The organism is Streptomyces lydicus, from assembly GCF_004125265.1.
In the GTDB taxonomy this organism is placed as follows: Bacteria; Actinomycetota; Actinomycetes; order Streptomycetales; family Streptomycetaceae; genus Streptomyces; species Streptomyces lydicus_C.
Genome location: NZ_RDTE01000003.1, coordinates 1,996,396 through 2,013,723, shown reverse-complemented (window position 1 = coordinate 2,013,723; position 17,328 = coordinate 1,996,396). Strand labels below are relative to the sequence as shown.

Here is a 17,328-nt window from a genome sequence, read left to right as displayed (position 1 = left end):
GGCCCCGCCGGTGCGCTCTGAGAGAGTGGGGGCATGAGCGCAGCGCACCCCCCCACGGGCCCAGGGCCCGGCAGCACCGGTCATGTGGTCGTCATCGGCGGAGGCATCTCCGGGCTCGCGGCGGCGCACCGTCTGCTCGAAGGCGGCGCCCGGGTGACCGTCCTGGAAGCGGCGGACCGGCTCGGCGGCAAGCTGCGGGCGGGCGAGATCGCGGGCGTGCCGGTCGATCTGGGCGCCGAATCGATGCTGGCCAGGCGGCCGGAGGCGGTGGATCTCGCGCGCGCCGTCGGGATCGGCGACCGGCTGCAGCCGCCTGCCACGGCCGGTGCCCGTCTGTGGACGCGCGGCGCGCTGCGGCCGATGCCCACGGGGCATGTCATGGGCGTCCCCGGGGACCTCGGCCCGCTCACCGCCTCCGGTGTGCTCTCCCCGGAGGGCATCGCCCGGATCGACGAGGACGCCCGGCTGCCGCGCACCGAGGTCGGCGAGGACGTCGCCGTCGGCACCTATGTCGCCCGGCGACTGGGCCGCGAGGTCGTCGACCGGCTCGTGGAGCCCCTGCTCGGCGGGGTGTACGCGGGCGACGCGTACCGGATCTCGATGCGTGCCGCCGTCCCCGCGCTCTTCGAGGCCGCGCGGACGCACCGCTCCCTGCTCGACGGCGTACGGGGCATCCAGGCGCGCACCGCCGCGACCGTCCACCAGGCCGGGGCCGCCGCCACCGGACCCGTCTTCATGGGCATCGAGGGCGGCATCGGGACGCTGCCGGGCGCGGTGGCCGACGCCGTACGGGCCAAGGGCGGCGAGATCCGCACCGGCACGCCGGTCACCGCGGTGCGGCGCACCCCCGACGGCTGGCAGCTCGACCTCGGCGGCGCCGCGCTCACCGCCGACGCCGTCGTCCTCGCCACCCCCGCGCAGGCCGCGGCCCGCCTCCTCGCCCCCGTCTGCCGGCCCGCGGCCGCCGAGCTGGACTCCGTCGAGTACGCCTCCATGGCCCTGGTGACCATGGCCTTCCGCCGCGCCGACGTCGAAGGGCGGCTGACCGGCAGCGGCTTCCTGGTCCCGCCCGTGGACGGCCGCAAGATCAAGGCGTCCACCTTCTCCGGCAACAAGTGGGGCTGGTCAGGCCGCTTCGACCCGGACCTCTTCGTGCTGCGCACCTCGATCGGCCGCCACGGCGACGAGGAGGACCTGACGCGTGCGGACTCCGAGCTCGTCGGCTTCTCGCGCGCCGACCTGCGCGAGGCGGTCGGGCTGACCGCCGCGCCGGTCGCCTCGACGGTCACCCGCTGGGACGGCGGGCTGCCCCAGTACCCGGTCGGCCACCTGGCGCGGGTGGCCCGCATCCGCGACGGTGTGGCGCAGCTGCCGGGCCTGCGGGTGTGCGGCGCGCTCTACGGGGGCGTCGGCATCCCGGCCTGTATCGCCTCGGGCCGCACGGCCGCCGACGACATCCTCACCACCCTGCGCCAGGACTCCGTCCCCGCCGAGTGAGAATGGACGGTATGACAGACGCTTCCACTCCCGCTTCCGCGCCGCAGGCACCCGCGGCGCCCGAGAAGGTTCCGCACGCCGGCAAGAAGGCCAAGGACCTCAACGAGATCATCCGCTACACCCTCTGGTCGGTGTTCAAGCTGCGCGACGTCCTCCCGGAGGACCGCAGCGGCTACGCCGAGGAGGTCGAGGAGCTGTTCGCGCAGCTCGCGGCCAAGGACGTGGTGGTGCGCGGCACCTACGACGTGTCCGGCCTGCGCGCCGACGCCGACGTCATGATCTGGTGGCACTCGGAGAGCTCGGGCGCCCTCCAGGAGGCGTACAACCTCTTCCGCCGTACCCGGCTGGGCCGGGTGCTGGAGCCGGTGTGGTCGAACATGGCCCTGCACCGCCCCGCCGAGTTCAACAAGTCGCACATCCCGGCCTTCCTGGCCGACGAGGAGCCGCGTGCCTATGTGAGCGTCTACCCCTTCGTGCGCTCCTACGAGTGGTACCTCCTGCCCGACGAGGACCGCCGCCGGATGCTGGCCGACCACGGCAAGATGGCCCGTGGCTTCCCGGACGTGCGCGCCAACACGGTGCCGTCGTTCTCGCTGGGCGACTACGAGTGGGTGCTCGCGTTCGAGGCCGACGATCTCTACCGCATCGTCGACCTGATGCGTCATCTGCGCGGCTCCGAGGCGCGGATGCACGTCCGCGAGGAGATCCCCTTCTACACCGGGCGCCGCAAGCCGGTCTCCGAGCTGGTCGCGGGCCTGGCGTAACCGGGCGCGCGGTGCGTCCGGCCCGGGAGCCCGGGCCGGTGCGGGCCGCGCACACAGCACCACGGGCCGCCCCCTCCCGGGGACGGCCCGTCGGCGTACCCGGTCCGCTACTTGCCCGGTACGGCGTGCTGCTGCGCCCGGGTCATCTGCTGGCCCGGCGCCGGCTCCGTGCGCGGCGTGCAGTACACCTTGCGCGCCGGGATCTTCCCGTGCAGCAGATAGGCCTCCACGTACCGGTTCACACAGGCGTTCTCGCCGAACGCGATGCCGTGGGTGCCCGCCCCGTTCTCGGTGACCAGCGAGGAGCCGGGCAGCCGCCGCTGCAGCTCCAGCGCACCCTTGTACGGGGTCGCCGCGTCCCGCTCGGCCGCCAGCAGCAGCACCGGCGGCAGCGCGCCGGGCGCCGTGTGGACGTCGAGCGGACCGCGCTGCCCGTCGAGCACCTCGTCGAACGCGGCCGAGGTCGCATGACGGGCGGCTTCGGCCAGGTCCTGCCCGGTGGTGTGGTGCCCGGCCTGCTCCGCGGCGGCGCCGAGCTCGGCGGTGGCGGTCCGCCACCGGTCGGGCCAGAAGGCGCAGGGCAGGTTCATCCAGGCGTTGTCCCAGGTCTCGAACGGCGCGGTCCGGGCGACCTCGGTGTTGTCCCGGTCCCAGGTGTGCCAGTCGTGCGGCCAGCGTGCGTCATTGCACTCGACGGCGGTGTAGACGGCGTTGCCGTTCTCCTCGGCCCTGGCGCCGTCGGACCGCGGCATCGCCTGGGCCATCAGCGGCTTGGGGTCCCCGTGCAGATACCCCGACAGCGCCTCGGCGCTCCGCGGCCAGAAGGCGTCGTTGTAGCCGGTCTTGAGGAACGCCGACTGCAGCTGGCCGGCACCGATCTTCCCGCCCAGCGGGTGCCGGCGCAGCCTGTGCGCGGCCGTGTCGTAGGAGTGCTGCACCGCCCGCGCGGTCGTGCCGAGGTGGTAGCGGCCGTGCTGCCTGGCGGCCCAGCGCAGCCAGTCGGTCCAGCGGCGCTGGAAGGCGATGTCCTGGTCGAGGTTGTTGCGGTACCAGATCTGCCGGGGCGCGGGGTTGACGACACTGTCGAAGAGCATCCGCCGGACGTGGCCGGGGAAGAGCGTCGCATAGAGGGCCGCGAAGTACGTCCCGTACGAGGCGCCCATGAAGTTCAGCTTCTTCTCGCCGAGCGCGGCCCGCAGCATGTCCAGGTCGCGGGCGTTGTTGACGGAGTTGTAGTACGGCAGGTCGGCGCCGGCCCGGCGGACGCAGCCACGGGCGTACGCCCTGGCCTGGGCCAATTTCCGGCGCTTGAAGGCCGCGTCGGGGTACGGACGGCTGTCGGTGGGCGCCTGGGCGAACTCCTTGGGGTCCTGGCACGACAGCGGTGCCGAGCGGCCCACCCCGCGCGGCGCATAGCCCACGAAGTCGTAGGCCCGGGCCAGCTTGTCCCACTTGGGGAGCCCGCCGTAGAGCGGGAATTCCATGCTGGAGGCGCCGGGGCCGCCGGGGTTGAAGATCAGGGCTCCCTGCCGTTCGCGGTGTGCGGTGGCCCGTACCCGGCTGACGGTCAGATGGATCTTCTTGCCGTCGGGGCGCGCATAGTCGAGGGGAACGGTGAGGGTGCCGCACTCGACGGTCGACGGCAGATGCTCCACCGGTGCGCAGCGGCCGAAGCCGATGCGGTGGGCAACGGGCGCGGGTGGCGTGGCGGCGGCCCCCGTGGCGCCGCCTGCCGGGGCAGTGGCGAGGGCGGTCACCAACAGCGACCCGATGGTGCCGTACAACGCAAGTGCTCTCACTGGCCGTCCCTTCGTGTGTGCATACAAAAGGGATAGTTGGGGCGGCGATTGTCGATGTAAAGCACCTGGCACCGGTGTCGGAGGCTATGCCCCGGATGAGTGGAGCGCGGCGCGCAAGGTGGGGTCGGTGAGGGCGATGGGGCCTCGGAGGGCGAACGAGGTGAGAGGGGGAAGGGGGGCGGGAGAGCCGGAAGTGCGGGGCAGTTTCCGGCCCCCCGCGTCGGTGGCCCAGTCGCTGTACGGGTGGAGCTCGAAGCGGGCCACGGCCCAGGTGCCGAGGGTGAGGATCAGCGGGAGCGCGAACCAGCCCAGGAGCAGCCCGTTGTCCGTGCCGGCCGGCGCCATCCAGGCGGCAGCGGCGGCGAACAGCGGCACCAGGAGGGCGGCGCCCCGCACCAGGCGGACGGCGGTGGCGACGCCCGGACGGACCGCGGCGGGCAGCGCCAGCCCGTCGGTCACCAGCCGGTCGGCCACCTCCCGCACCGCGACATCCCCGACGAGGGTGTCCCGTATCTGCGGTATGCGGCACTGTCCTTCCGGGCCCATGGCGGTCAGGGTGGCGCGCTCGACGGCGTCCTTGCCGACCGGGTCGACGACGGTCGCCCACCCGGTGTCGGTGAGCAGCAGCCGCCGCTGCTGGGCCATCAGCACCAGGACGAGGTCGGCGAGCCGGTGCGGGCCGCCGGAGAGGTAGGCCACCTCGTAGAGGGTCAGCCCGGCGCGGTCGCCCGCGGTGGAGGGGGCCGGGGCGGTCCCGGGCGACGGCCGGGTGGTGCGCGCGGCGGCGACCGCGGCACGGCACAGCAGCGCACAGGACAGCGCCGCCACGGCCGAGGCGAGGAGGAAGAAGAAGAGCCACATGGCCGAAGGTTCTACGCGATGAGTACAAATACCGCCACAAAATTTCTCACCATGCGGGCGGCGGGCGGCGGGCAGTTGACGGCGGGCGCGGCAGGCGGGGGCCCCGGGGCCCGCCACAGCGCGTCCCGGGGCCTCAGCCACCGCCTCAGCCGCCGCCCCCGCAGCTCGAACCGCCCCCGCAGCCGGATCCGCCGCCACAGCTCGCACCGCCCCCGCACGACGAGCCGCCGCCGCAGGACGAACCGGCGCTGCCGCAGCCCGACCCGGAGCCGCCGTCGCCGGCGCCGCACCAGGATCCGCCGTCGCTCCCCGAGCCGCCGCCCCCGCCGCACGAGGAGCCGCCGGACGACCCGGATCCGCCGGCCGCCGCGGCGGCCGTGGCACGGTGCGCCTCCTCGAACTGCCGCCGCAGCAGCTCGTCCGCGATCAGCGCCGTACCGCCGAGCGCCACCACCGGCGCGGCGGGCAGCCAGGCCCCGGCCGCGCCGCCCCCGCGGGGCCGGGCCGCCCTGGCGGAGCGCAGCGCGAAGGCCCCCGCCTTGGTGATCCGGCGGGTGCACGCCTTCTTGCACAGCGACGCCACGACCAGGCCCACGACCACCGCGGGCACCGTCCGGAGCACCGGCGGCGGGCCGGCGTACGCGGTCACGTCGCTCCCCGTGAAGGACAGCAGCATCGCGACGAAGAAGAGCACCACACAGGCCGTCATCTGAGCGCTCGCCAACCGGCGCCACGGCAGGCCGGGCTCCGGACGGCGCAGCAGGCCACGGGCCGCCAGCCGGTCGCCGACCGATTGGACCGCCGGGCCGCGCCTCGCCGTGGCGCGCAGCACCGGCAGCGCGCCGCCCGGCGTCCGGGCGACCGCGTCCAGTACGGCCGCCTCGACCGCGTCATGGGCGAAGGCCTGGCGTACGGTCACCACTCCCGGGCCGCCCACGGCGAGCCGGCCGTCCTGGTGCATCCCCGCGATCGCGGCGTCCACCACCCGCCCGGGGCCGCCGGCGAGGAACGCCGTCTCCCACACGTCGTGGACCACGCCGTCCCGCCGCCGGACGGACGGCGTCCGCAGCCGTACCGAGGCCGTGCCGAAGAGCAGGACCAGCGACACGACACCGGTCTCCAGGAAGACCCAGGGCGCGAGCCCCGTCATGTCCCGCTCCGGTCCAGGGCGCGCCGCACGGCCCGTACCAGCCGGGCCAGGGGCCGGGCGGACGGCGGCTTCGGGCCCGCGCGGTCCCGCCACCAGCGCGTCAACTGCTGCCGTGCGGCCGGGTCTTCGGGGCGGCCCTGGGCCAGCAGATGCGCCGCGAAGTCCAGGGCGTCCTGGCGGTAGCCGCCGCTCATGGGGCGGTGCCGCGCATAGTCCCGGAACGCGGCCCGGTAGTCCGCGCCGAGGAGGTCCGGCAGTTCGGGCGCGACCTTGGCGACCACGCCGGCCCGCTTGGCCATCAGCGCCCGGCTCTGCACCCGCAGCCGCACCCGGTCGAAGCCCTCGGGGGCCGGCGTCCCGGCGACCAGCGCGGACAGCAGCGCGGTCTGCGCCAGCGCCAGCCGCTGCCGCGCCGCTTCGGTGCCCGCGGTGCGGTCGCGCTCGCCGTCCCCGCTGTCGCGCTCGCCGTCGCCCGGCGCGCTCTCCGGTACCGGTTCAAGCCGCCCTTGCATGACGGGCCTCCTCCAGCACGGTGCGTATCGCGTCCAGTTCACCGGCCAGCTCCGCGCCCTCGGGGAAGTCCTCGTCCCGTTCCAGCAGCACACCGGGCGGGGCGGTCCGGGCGCACAGCTCGGCAAGGACGTCCAGGACGGGCCGGGTCACCGGGTGGGCATGGCTGTCGTGCCACACCCCGTCCCGCTCCACACCGCCCGCGACATGGACGTAGGCGAGGGCATCGAGCGGCAGCTCGTCCAGGGCGAGGGCCGGGTCCTCGCCCCGGTTGATGTGGTTCGTGTGGAGGTTGGCGACATCGATCAGCAGCCGCACCCCGGTCCGCTCGACGAGCCCGGCCAGGAACTGCCCCTCGGTCAGCTCCTCGCCCGGCCAGTTGACCAGGGCGGCGATGTTCTCCAGCGCCAGCGGCACCGGCAGGGCGTCCTGGGCGATGCGCACGTTCTCGCAGAGCACGTCCAGCGCGTCACGGGTGCGCGGTACGGGCAGCAGATGCCCGGCCTCCATCCGCGGGGAGGCGGTGAGCGGACCGCCGGCCCGCACAAAGGCGATGTGCTCGGTGACCATCGGCGCGTCCAGCGCCTCGGCGCGTTCGGCGAGCGCGGTCAGCCGGCCGGTGTCCGGGCGGTCGGCGCCGCCGAGGCCGAGCGAGACACCGTGCGGGATGACGGTGGTGCCGCGCTCGCGCAACTCCTGCAGGGCGTGGGGCAGATGGCCGGGGCAGAGGTTCTCCGCCACCACCTCGACCCAGTCCACCCCGGGCAGCTCCGCGATCTCCGCGGCGATTTCCGGCCGCCAGCCGATTCCCGTACCCAGGCGCTCCATGGCTCCCCCTCTTGCTCCGTGGTCTCGGTACTCATGGCCGCGGCGGGACGGAGCGAACCCTGCAGCGGACGAGTTCAGAGGTTGATTTGAGTTTCCTACGCGAGGGTGCCGGACTGGCGGTGGCCCCGGCACAGCGGGGTCGCGGCCCGGGTGCGGCGAGGGACATGGCCCCGCTGTACCCGGGGTGTGGAGTACCCGCCGGTGGCCTGTTCCGGCTGTTCCGGCTGTTTGGCCGTTCCGGCTGTTCGGTTGTTCCAGCCGTTCGGGCTGTTCCGGCCGTTCACCTGCATAATTCCATTTCGGGCAACTATCCCGTACTGAAGTTGTCATTGTGGCAACGCCGCGGTCCTCCGAGGATGAGGGGCATACCGATCCGGCACGTCCCACGAGGTTTTCATGATCGTCATCACTGCTCCCACCGGGAACATCGGCCGTCACCTGCTGTCCCTGCTCCTGGAGTCCGCCCCCGCCCACGAAGAGGAGCTGCGGGTGGTCGTGCGCGACCCCGCCCGGCTTCCCGACGCGGTGCGCGAACGCGTCGAGGTGGTCACCGGCTCGCACGGCGACGCCGACGTCGTCGACTGGGCCTTCGAGGGTGCGGACGCCGTGTTCTGGCTCGTCCCCCCGGACGCCTCCCTGCCTCCGGAGGACGCCTTCTGCGGCTTCACCCGCCCCGCCGCGAAGGCCCTTGCCGCTCACGGCGTCGGCCATGCCGTCGGCGTCTCCGCGCTCGGCCGCGGCACCCCGGTCGCCGACCGCGCCGGACTCGTCACCGCTTCCCTCGCCATGGACGACCTCATCGCCGGCACCGGCGTCGCGTACCGGGCCCTGGCCAACCCGTCCTTCTTCGAGAACCTGCTGGAGGAGGCCGACTCGATCCGCGAGAAGGGCGTCTTCACCGACACCGTTCACGCCGAGCGCAGGGCTCCCCTCGTCGCCGTCGCCGACATCGCGGAGGTCGCCGCCGGTCTGCTGCTGGAGCGCTCGTGGACCGGCAACGACAGCGTCCCGGTCCTCGGGCCGCAGGACCTCTCCCCTCACGACCTGGCCCGCATCATGACCGAACAGCTCGGCCGCCCCGTCCGCTACGAACGCCAGTCGCTCGACGAGCTGTACACCGGCCTCGTCGGCCACGGCCTCGACGAGACGTTCGCCCAGGGCCTCGTCGACATGAAACGGGCCAAGGACGAAGGCCTCGACGCAGGCGTCTCCCGTACCCCGGACACCGCCTCCCGCCCCACCTTCGAAGAGTGGTGCGCCCGAACCCTCAAGCCCGCCGTCCTCTCCTGAAGACGCACCTCTCCTGAAGACGCACCTCTCCTGAAGACGCACCTCTCCTGAAGACGCACCCTCCACCGCACACGATGCCCACCACACCACGACGATCTGCCACTCCGGAGTCGCCCGTCATGCCGTCCGAGGAAACCGCACCACCAGTCACTGCGTTCATGCTCGTCAAGACCACACCTGAATGGCTCGCCCTGACCCCTCAGGAACGGGCGAACGCCTTCGCCACCCAGGTCGTCCCCGCAATCCGGGCCAAGACCACCGGCGTCCGGTCACGCTTTTACGACACGGAGTTCTACTCCACCCGCGTCACCGACGTCTGGGTATGGGAAGCCGACGACCACCACGCCTACCAGCTCCTCATCGACGCGCTGCGCGAAACCCCGTTCTGGGACCGTTACTTCGAGGTCGTCGACCTCCTCGTCGGCACCGAGAACGGCTACGCCCGCACCTACGGCTTCGACCCCGTCGCCACCCTCGCCACCTGATACACCGCCCGAACGCGGTGCCGATGCCCTCCGGTCCGCTGGTCCTCCGGTCCCTCGGAGCCGGAGGGCATCGGCGCGGGCCGCGCTTCTCCGGCCGCCCCATGGGGAATTCGGCTTCCCGAGGGAGAAGCCGAATCCGGGAGTCAGGCAGTGCGGTGAGGTCCTCCCAGGTGGACGGTCTGCACGGCGAACACCGGGTTGATGGGCTCGATGAGTTGCCCGACCGCGAGGGCTACGAGCCGGGGCGGGGGTTCGCGCCGAGCAAGGCCTGCACATAGTCGAGCGCTTGAGCCGGAGAGAGCATCGTCAGCGTCTGCCGCAGAGCGCGGACGGTCTGCATGCGACCTCGTGTGGCGGCGATCTCGCACAGCTCGTCGTGCAGATCGTCCACCGCGGTGCGGACGCGCATCCCCCGGATACGGGCGCGGTAATCCGCCTCCCACTTCCCGCTCTTCTCGGAGAGGAACCCGATCTGGTGCAGCCCTCCGTCGATGCGGTCCACCAGGTACGGCCCGTGGCCGATCAGCATGGCCGCGTGGTTCCCCGTACGTGCGTACTCCTCCGACTGCCAGTAGACCTTCCAGACCAGCTCGTGTTCCGCTACGCGCAGCACTGTCGTGCGCACCGCGTCCATGCCCAGGGCCGAGCACTTCTGATACTCGCGATCCAGCTCTTCCTCGACGAGCCGCACCGCGGCCTCTCGCTCCATCACGGGTGCAGCATCGTCCAGGAACCGGGATCCGGCCAGCCAGTCATCGAGCGCAGGACGCTCGTGGGCGGTCCTGTCCGGTCTGGTCCAGTCCGGCCCGGTCCAGTCCGGTTCGGTTCGGTTCGGACCATGCGACCGTCTACGGCTGCCGCAGGCGCGGGAGCGGGCAGTAGCGCTCACCCCCTTCGGCCACCACGGTTTTCCCGGGGGCGATCTCCGTGAACCCGGCGTCGGTCACCACGGGCAGACCACTGCGGGTCAGCTCCTGCCAGTGCTCGCCCCGGGCGGACCGTACGGACAGCGGGAACCCCGCCGCGCGCCAGGCCGCCCGCTCTTCCGCGGACAGTTCCCACCACGCCAGCTGTGCAGCGTGCCCGACCTGCGCCATTTCCTTGCCCGTCGACATCCCCAGCCCGGAGTTGAGCCACAGCACCGGGGCGCCGGCGACGGGTGCCCCGGGCGGCCGGGGGTCGTCCAGCTCCGTGCCCGAGACCTGCAGGCGCGCCAGCTCCTTCGGCCAGCCGTCCAGCGGCACCGGCGGGAAGACCCGCACCTCGGCGTGGTGGCCGGTGACCGTGATGCCCGGCAGTGCCCCGGCCCGCCGCCACTCCGCGCCACGCGCCCGCCGCACCACCTTCCGGATCCGGGCGTCCTGCCAGTCCCGCACCGCCGCGGCCCACTCGCCGTCCCCGGCCGACCGCTCGTCCGACAGCAGCACCAGCACCGCCCTCGCCGCGGTCTCCAGCGCGTCCGTACGCGACGGCGGCTCGGCCCGCTCGATCCGCGCGACGAGCGGCAGCACGAACTGCGGTGCCGCGTCCCGGCCGGTCTCTTCACGGCGCACGGCGCTGCCGGCGTCGTTGCCGGGCCGGCCGGCGTGCGCCGCGCCGGTGCTCGCGGTGCCGGTGCTCTCTGTACTGGCGCTACCGACGCTCTCTGGGTTCGCGCTTCGTGTGCTCGCGCTCTCTGTGCTGGTCACCCGTCCAGTTTCGCTTTCTGTGCTGGTCACCTGTCCAGTCTGCCAGCCGCCACTGACAGGGCACGCGTCACCGACAGCCGTCACCGTCGAGGCCTTCCGCTCGCCGCTTCTCTGTTCCGCGGGCCGGCCGGTGGGCACAGCAGCGCCGAGCCAACGCCGCCACCCGGCACCGCGTTTCCGGCCGGACGCGGCGCGCCGCGCCCTGGGGCGGGCACCGGGAAGCTGTTCCGGCTACCGTCGGGAACGGCGGAGCGGCCCAGGCCGCCGGGTGGCAGTACCGGACAGCAGTACCGGACAGCAGTGCCGATAACAAAACCGGGTGGCGGTGCCGGGCGGCGGTGGAGGTGCCAACAGGTATGAGGCTCGACGGGGTGGGGCGGCGCTACGGGGTGCGGGGCCCGTGGGTGCTGCGGGATGTGCAACTCGAGGTGCCCGCGGGTGCGCTGCTGCGCATCGAGGGGACCAACGGCAGCGGGAAATCCACCCTGCTGCGGCTGTTGGCCGGGATCGACCGGCCCAGTGCCGGACGTATCACCGGCCGCCCGCGCAGCGCCTATGTGCCCGAACGGTTCCCCGCGGCGCTGCCCTTCACCGCCGTCGACTACCTCACCCACCTCGGCCGTATCCACGGTCTGCGCGGCCCCGAAGCCGGTCGCCGTGGCGCCGAGTGGCTGGCCCGGTTCGGGGCGGCCGCGCACGCCCGCACCCCACTGGCCGAGCTGTCCAAGGGAACGAGCCAGAAGGTCGCGGTCGCCCAGGCATTGCTCGCCGACCCCGAACTCCTGGTCCTGGACGAGGCATGGACCGGCCTGGACCAGGGCGCCCGCGAGGTGCTCAACCGTGCGGTCGCCGAACGGGTCGCGGACGGCGACACCGTCGTCTTCGTCGACCACGACCCGCGGCGGCTGGCGGGCGCGGCCGATGCCCGCTACCGCGTCGCGGACGGGCGGCTGCTGTCCCACGAGGAGAGCGGCCCGGCGGGGGACGAGGCGCCCGCGCCCGGCCCCGGAGTGGTGATCGAGGCGGAGGGCGCACCGGGAGCGCGGCTGCCCGAGGGGCCAAAGCGGCCGCCCGCCGGAGCACCACGGCTGCCGGGTGGGACACAGGTCGTTTTGCGGCCGGACGGTACGACGCGGCTGACCGTCCCCGCCGTCCACTCCGACGCCTTGCTGCGCGCCCTGCTCACCGCACGGCCGCCGTGGCACATCCGGTCGGTCTCCAGCGCCGGGGCGGGGCCGGGGGAGGGGCCCGGCGACGACGGCCCGGCGTCGGCCGCCGGATCCGCGCCGGCATCCGCCTCCACGTCCACCCAGGCGTCCGCGCCCGCGCCCGCATCGGACCCCGCGTCCACCCAGGGGCCGGCGCCCGCATCCGCTTCCGCACCCGGCGAGGCCCCTCTCACATGATCGCTCTTCTCCGCTATCAGACGGCGCTGCTCGTCCGCTCGCACCGCTGGCTGCCGCCGGTGATCCTCTACGCCGCCTGGCTGGCCATCGGCGTCCAGAGCGGCGGTCCGATCCTCGTCGGGCTCGGCTGGGCCGCCGGCGGTCTGCTGCCGGTCGCCGTATGGCTGACCCGGGTCTGTGTCACCAACGAGCCGCCGGCTGCCCGCAATTGCACCGTGGCGGCCGCCGGGCCCGGCCGGGCCCACCTCGCCGGAGTGCTGGCCGCGGTCTGTACCGCGGTGCTGCTCGCCCTGCTCGGTACGGCACTGGTCGTGCTGCTGTCCGACCCGCACTCCACCGGCCACCAGGTCGCCGTCCCGGTCCTGCCCGCGGCGGCCGCCGGGCTGCTCGCCGCACTTGCGTGCCTGCTGACGGGTACCGCGATCGGCGCGCTGAGCAACCGGCCGGTGCTGCGCAGCAGCGGCTGGAGCATCCCGGTGGGCATGCTCGCCGCTCTGCTGCTCCTCGTGCTGGGCGCCTCGCCCGCCAACGCCGCCGTCTCGGGCTTGGTCACCGGCTCTCCCCACGGCACGATCACCACCCCGTGGCTGCCGCTCGCCGCCACCGCTCTGTTCGCGGCCGCCGCCACCTCCGTCGCGTGCGCGCTCAGCTCCCGCCGGAGCTGAAGCGCCGGGACGAATGGCCGGAGTGGAAGCGCCGCCGCGGCGCTGGGACCGGGCCCGGATGTCTCCCCCGCCCCCTCCCCCCTCTCCCCCTTCGGGGGAGGGGGCGGGGGTGGGTTCGGGGGTGGGGGGGAGCAGCCGCACGCTCGACGCCCTCCCCGGGCACCGCCGACCACCCCACCCAACCTCACCCCCGAACCCGGGCAAGCTCAGTGCTCCCAGGGCCCCGTCACCGCGAACGTCGTCCCCGGCGTATAGCAATTGACGTACATCGTCCGGTGGTCGGGCGAGAAGGTCACCCCCGCGAACTCACCCCACTCCGGCTTCTGCGGGGTGCCGATGTTCTGCCGGCCACGGGCCATCGCATAGACCTCGCCGCGCCGGGTGAGGCCGAAGACGTGCTGGGCGCCCTCGCCGTCCTCGCAGACCATCAGGCCGCCGCTGGGCGCCAGGCAGATGTTGTCGGGGGACTCGCCGGGCAGTTGGAGGTCACTGTCCGGGCCGAAGACGACGACCTGGGTCAGCCGCCGCTTCCTCGGGTCGTACTTCCACACCTGGCCGTAGTGGTCGGCCGCCGAACCGGCGTCGCGGTGCGCGAAGCTGGAGACGAAGTAGACGCAGGAGCCGCCCCAGTAGCAGCCCTCCAGCTTCTGGGCGTGGGTGATGCCGCCGGGGCCGAAGTCCTGGAAACGGATCGGGGTCTGACGGGCCAGCGGGTCGGGCACATCCACCCAGGTGACGTGGTCGAACGTGGTGCCCGGTTGCTGGACGGTGGAGAGGTCTGGCACACCGGGGACCCGCAGCGCCTGGAGCCGGCCGCCGGCCCGGAGCGAACCGCGGCCGCCCCTCGGCTTCTCCGGCAGAAAGCGGTAGAACAGGCCGAACGGCTTGTCGAAGGCGTCCTCGGTCTCATAGACGGTGCCGGTGCCGGGGTCGACGGCGATCGCCTCGTGCTGGAAGCGGCCCATCGCGGTCAGCGGGACCGCGCCGGTGCGCCGCGGGTCGTACGGATCGACCTCGAAGATGAAGCCGTGGTCCTTGGCGTAGTTCTCCTCACCGGCCCGGTGCTCGGTCTCCTCGCAGGTCAGCCAGGTGCGCCAAGGGGTGGGGCCGCCCGCGCAGTTGGTGGACGTACCGGCGATGGCGACCCGTTCCGAGCGGACGGAGTTGTCCCGGCCGAGTTCCAGGACCGTACAGCCGCCCTCACCGCCCGGGTCGTACGTCAGGTCCCGGACCCGGGGGACGGCCTGGCGCGAGCCCGTCCGGTTCTCGTGGTTGCGAACGAGAAACGTGCCGCCGTGCCCGGAGGAACCGGAGGAACCGGAGGAACCATGTGAACCGGAGGAACCATGAGAACCGGGAAACGCAGCCATGCCGTCGCAGTTGCCGGGGACCTTGCCCTCCCCCGAACGCAGCGGGTCGCCCTCCCGGGACAGGACCCGGTAGCGGAAGCCCCGGGGGAGATCGAGCAGGCCGTGCGGGTCGGGTACCAGCGGGCCGTAGCCGCGCTGCCCCATGCTCTGTGCGGTCGCGGTCCCCGTGAAGAGCTCCGTGAGGTTTCCGGAGAAGGCGATTCCCGCCCCCAGCGCTCCGGTTCTCGCCAGGATCTGACGTCGTGTCGCGGACATGGGCAACTCCCTGTTGGCGGACAGGTGACGTGACCCGCTCGTGTGTACCACGGGGCCGGGCCGCCGGGAACCAGGCGGCGGCCCGGGTGTTGCCGCGGGGCGTCTACCGTGAGCCGTCGGCCACCAGGGCGCCTGCGTCGCGCGCCAGCGCCGTCAGCCGGGAGATCGCCCGGAAGTACTTCTTGCGGTAGCCGCCGCGCAGCATCTCCTCGCTGAACAGCTCGTCGAAGGCCTTGCCCGAGGTCAGCACCGGCACCTCGCGGTCGTAGAGCCGGTCGGCCAGGACCACCAGGCGCAGCGCGGTGGACTGGTCGGGCACCGCCTGGACGTCGGTGAGGCAGACCGCCTCGATGCCGTCGCACATCGCGCCGTAGCGGCTGGGGTGCACCCGGGACAGGTGCTCCAGCAGGGAGGGGAAGTCGTCGAGGGAGGCACCGGGCGTGCGGTACGCCGTGCGGGTGACCGTCTCATCGTCGTACGGGGCGGGCGCCTCGGGCAGGCCGCGGTGGCGGTAGTCCTCGCCGTCGATCCGCAGCGGACGGAAGTGGGCGCTCAGGCCCTGGATCTCCCGTAGGAAGTCGGCCGCGGCGAACCGGCCCTCGCCCAGCTTGCCGGGCAGCGTGTTGGAGCTGGCGGCCAGCGCCACCCCGGCGTCGACCAGCTTGCCGAGCAGGGTGGAGACCAGGACCGTGTCACCGGGATCGTCCAGCTCGAACTCGTCGATGCACAGCAGTTTGTGCTCGCCGAGGGTGCGGACGGTCTGCTGGAAGCCGAGTGCGCCGACGAGGTTGGTCAGCTCGACGAAGGTGCCGAAGGCCTTGCGCTCGGCCGGGGCGGGGGTGGCGTGCCACAGGGAGGCGAGCAGGTGGGTCTTGCCGACGCCGTAGCCGCCGTCCAGATAGACGCCGCGCGGGCCCTGGGGGGCCGCGGGCTTCCTGGCGAACCAGCGCCGTTTGCCCGAGCCGGCCCGCCCGGCGTCGATGCTCTCCGCGAAGTCGCCCAGGACCTGGACGGCCTCGGCCTGGCTGGGCTGCTTCGGGTCCGGGATGTAGGTGTCGAAGCGGGCGCCCTGGAAGCGCGGCGGCGGCACCATCTCGGCCACCAGGCGGTCGGCCGGGACGTGCGGGGCGCGGGCGGTGAGCGCGGCGGGCGCCGCGTCGTCCCCGTCGGCCGGCGGTTCGGCTGTCGGGTCGGGCTGCGGGGAGGAGTGCTGGGAAGGCGACACAGCCGTCCAGCCTATCTCCTGTGCGGGGGCCGCCGGTCCGCTGAGCGAGGCATGTCACACTGCCGCCATGCGACGCCTGTTCCCTCTCCCCGCCCCGTCCGTACCGGCCCCCGACAGCGAGAACACCGTGGTGGCGACGTTCGACCCCACGGACCGCGAGTGGACGCTGGACGAACTGGCCGATGCCTACGCGTACCCGGCGGCGGACGACCCGGTGCGCTCGGGCCGCACCGGCTGGCTGCGGGCGAACATGGTGTCCTCCATGGACGGCGCGGCCCACCACGAGGGCCGCTCGCAGCCGCTCTCCAGCGCTGCCGATATGCGGATCTTCGGGGTGCTGCGGGGCCTCGCGGATGCGGTGGTGGCGGGCGCGGAGACGGTGCGGCAGGAGGGCTACCGGCCGGCCCGCGCCCGGGAGGCGTTCGCCGCCCGCCGGGCCGCCGCCGGCCAGGGCCCGGCCCCCGCCATCGCCGTGGTGACCGCCGGCCTCGCACTGGACTTCACCCTGCCGCTGTTCACCGAGCCGCTGGTCCCCACCCTGGTGTTGACCGGTGCGGGCGCGCCCGCTGACCGGGTGGCGAAGGCCCGCGCGGCGGGCGTCGAGGTGCTGTTCGCCGGGGAGGGCCAGGGCGTCGATCCGGCCCGGGTGACCGGGGTGCTGGCCGAACGGGGCCACACCCGGCTGCTGACGGAGGGCGGGCCGAAGCTGCTGGGGCAGTTCGCGGCGGCCGGTGCGCTGGACGAGCTGTGTCTGTCGCTGGCTCCGGTGGTCGCCGTGGGCGACGCGCCGAGGATCATGAACGGCCCCGCCGTCCCGGTACCGGAGCGGTTCGCCCTGGCGTCCGTACTGGAGGAGGGCGGATTCCTCTTCACTCGCTACCGCCGGTCGTGACAATCGTCGGAATTGTCTGTTCCGCTTAGCTTCTGTTGGGCACACTGAAAGCCAACAGTCCCGCACGGCTACGGGGCAGGATGGTGTCTGTCGGGCTCCGTGCCATGCGGCGCCCCGAAGAGAAGAAGGGCGTCCGTCGTGTTCACGAGCGTATTGATGATCGAGAAGCCACTGACGCCTGCCGATGTGGAGTTTGTGACCACCCTGCACGGCGATGACCGGATCTCGTTCGTCGTGCTCATGCAGCCTCGCGGCAAGCAGGATGTTCTGCTACGGGCCATCGATGACGTGGCCCTCGGTGAGTTCGACGACGCCGTACGGGAGGGCGAGGAACCGGGCGGTGCCCGGGCGGAGGCCCCCGCCGAGCTCGCCCTGGCCCACACGCTGCAGGCCCTGCGCGACACCGGCGCGCAGGCCGTCGGGCAGGTGGTCGAGGACCATCCGCTGGACCTGCTGCGGTCCGTCGTCGACGAGACCGGTGCGGACGAGGTGATCGTGCTGACCACCCCGCATTTCGTGGAGGAGTTCTTCCACCGCGACTGGGCCTCCCGCGCCCGCCACAAGGTCGGCGTCCCGGTCCTCAAGCTGTTCTCCCATGCGGCGGACGACCAGCCCCAGGGGACGGCCGGAGGCTGAGCGGCCC

The 17,328-nt window shown here is 73.4% G+C and carries 15 protein-coding genes and 1 pseudogene; 8 read left to right on the top strand and 8 right to left on the bottom strand.

The window, feature by feature from the left end; translation table 11 throughout:
- Positions 1-33 precede the first annotated feature (33 nt).
- The gene (gene hemG, locus D9V36_RS11555; protein ID WP_129293694.1) at positions 34-1,497 is read left to right on the top strand and encodes a protoporphyrinogen oxidase; all 1,464 of its coding nucleotides are present in this window, start codon (positions 34-36) and stop codon (positions 1,495-1,497) included.
- An 11-nt stretch (positions 1,498-1,508) separates the two neighbouring features.
- On the top strand, positions 1,509-2,261 hold the full coding sequence (gene hemQ / locus D9V36_RS11550) for a hydrogen peroxide-dependent heme synthase (RefSeq protein WP_129293693.1): 753 nt from the start codon (positions 1,509-1,511) through the stop codon (positions 2,259-2,261).
- A 107-nt stretch (positions 2,262-2,368) separates the two neighbouring features.
- Here the strand turns inward: hemQ and D9V36_RS11545 are convergent, their stop codons facing one another.
- From D9V36_RS11545 to D9V36_RS43050, 4 genes and pseudogenes are all read right to left on the bottom strand, one after another.
- Complete coding sequence (locus tag D9V36_RS11545; RefSeq protein WP_241720833.1) at positions 2,369-4,060, bottom strand: alpha/beta hydrolase; 1,692 nt, start codon at positions 4,058-4,060, stop codon at positions 2,369-2,371.
- Positions 4,061-4,144: 84 nt separating this feature from the next.
- Positions 4,145-4,921 (bottom strand): TIGR04222 domain-containing membrane protein, encoded by a 777-nt coding sequence (locus D9V36_RS11540; RefSeq protein WP_129293692.1) that lies wholly within the window; start codon positions 4,919-4,921, stop codon positions 4,145-4,147.
- A 145-nt stretch (positions 4,922-5,066) separates the two neighbouring features.
- Positions 5,067-6,071 carry a TIGR04222 domain-containing membrane protein gene (locus tag D9V36_RS11535; protein WP_129293691.1) on the bottom strand — a complete coding sequence of 335 codons (1,005 nt, stop codon included), beginning with the start codon at positions 6,069-6,071 and terminating at the stop codon, positions 5,067-5,069.
- Positions 6,068-7,409 (bottom strand): annotated as a pseudogene (locus tag D9V36_RS43050) (multinuclear nonheme iron-dependent oxidase). Before D9V36_RS43050 ends, D9V36_RS11535 begins: the two are co-directional and overlap by 4 nt.
- Positions 7,410-7,805: 396 nt before the next feature.
- On the opposite strand from D9V36_RS43050, the gene D9V36_RS11525 reads away from it, so the two are divergent.
- Both D9V36_RS11525 and D9V36_RS11520 read left to right on the top strand, forming a co-directional pair.
- Positions 7,806-8,699, top strand: a complete 894-nt coding sequence (locus D9V36_RS11525; protein ID WP_129293690.1) for an NAD(P)H-binding protein — start codon at positions 7,806-7,808, stop codon at positions 8,697-8,699.
- Between the two features lie 119 nt (positions 8,700-8,818).
- A complete protein-coding gene (locus tag D9V36_RS11520; protein WP_129293689.1) occupies positions 8,819-9,184 on the top strand; it encodes a darcynin family protein in 366 nt (121 codons plus the stop codon).
- A gap of 232 nt (positions 9,185-9,416) precedes the next feature.
- Here D9V36_RS11520 and D9V36_RS11515 read toward each other — a convergent pair whose 3' ends face one another.
- Both D9V36_RS11515 and D9V36_RS11510 read right to left on the bottom strand, forming a co-directional pair.
- Positions 9,417-9,893 carry a YrhB domain-containing protein gene (locus D9V36_RS11515; protein ID WP_347239878.1) on the bottom strand — a complete coding sequence of 159 codons (477 nt, stop codon included), beginning with the start codon at positions 9,891-9,893 and terminating at the stop codon, positions 9,417-9,419.
- Between the two features lie 139 nt (positions 9,894-10,032).
- Positions 10,033-10,737: a peptidyl-tRNA hydrolase gene (locus D9V36_RS11510; RefSeq protein WP_129298353.1), complete on the bottom strand. Its 705-nt coding sequence runs from the start codon at positions 10,735-10,737 to the stop codon at positions 10,033-10,035.
- A gap of 491 nt (positions 10,738-11,228) precedes the next feature.
- Between D9V36_RS11510 and D9V36_RS11505 the strand changes: the two genes are divergently transcribed.
- A complete protein-coding gene (locus D9V36_RS11505) occupies positions 11,229-12,278 on the top strand; it encodes an ATP-binding cassette domain-containing protein (protein ID WP_129293688.1) in 1,050 nt (349 codons plus the stop codon).
- The gene (locus D9V36_RS11500; RefSeq protein ID WP_129293687.1) at positions 12,275-12,943 is read left to right on the top strand and encodes an ABC transporter; all 669 of its coding nucleotides are present in this window, start codon (positions 12,275-12,277) and stop codon (positions 12,941-12,943) included. The genes D9V36_RS11505 and D9V36_RS11500 overlap by 4 nt, the downstream gene beginning before the upstream one ends.
- A gap of 206 nt (positions 12,944-13,149) precedes the next feature.
- On the opposite strand, the gene D9V36_RS11495 is transcribed toward D9V36_RS11500, so the two are convergent.
- Positions 13,150-14,568, bottom strand: coding sequence for an alkaline phosphatase PhoX (locus D9V36_RS11495; RefSeq protein ID WP_129293686.1), 1,419 nt, complete (start codon positions 14,566-14,568; stop codon positions 13,150-13,152).
- A gap of 103 nt (positions 14,569-14,671) precedes the next feature.
- Positions 14,672-15,793, bottom strand: coding sequence for a cell division protein ZapE (gene zapE / locus D9V36_RS11490; RefSeq protein ID WP_206739646.1), 1,122 nt, complete (start codon positions 15,791-15,793; stop codon positions 14,672-14,674).
- A 67-nt stretch (positions 15,794-15,860) separates the two neighbouring features.
- Between zapE and D9V36_RS11485 the strand changes: the two genes are divergently transcribed.
- Both D9V36_RS11485 and D9V36_RS11480 read left to right on the top strand, forming a co-directional pair.
- Positions 15,861-16,685, top strand: coding sequence for a dihydrofolate reductase family protein (locus D9V36_RS11485; RefSeq protein ID WP_129293684.1), 825 nt, complete (start codon positions 15,861-15,863; stop codon positions 16,683-16,685).
- A gap of 138 nt (positions 16,686-16,823) precedes the next feature.
- Positions 16,824-17,321, top strand: a complete 498-nt coding sequence (locus D9V36_RS11480; protein ID WP_129293683.1) for an indole-3-glycerol phosphate synthase — start codon at positions 16,824-16,826, stop codon at positions 17,319-17,321.
- Positions 17,322-17,328 lie beyond the last annotated feature (7 nt).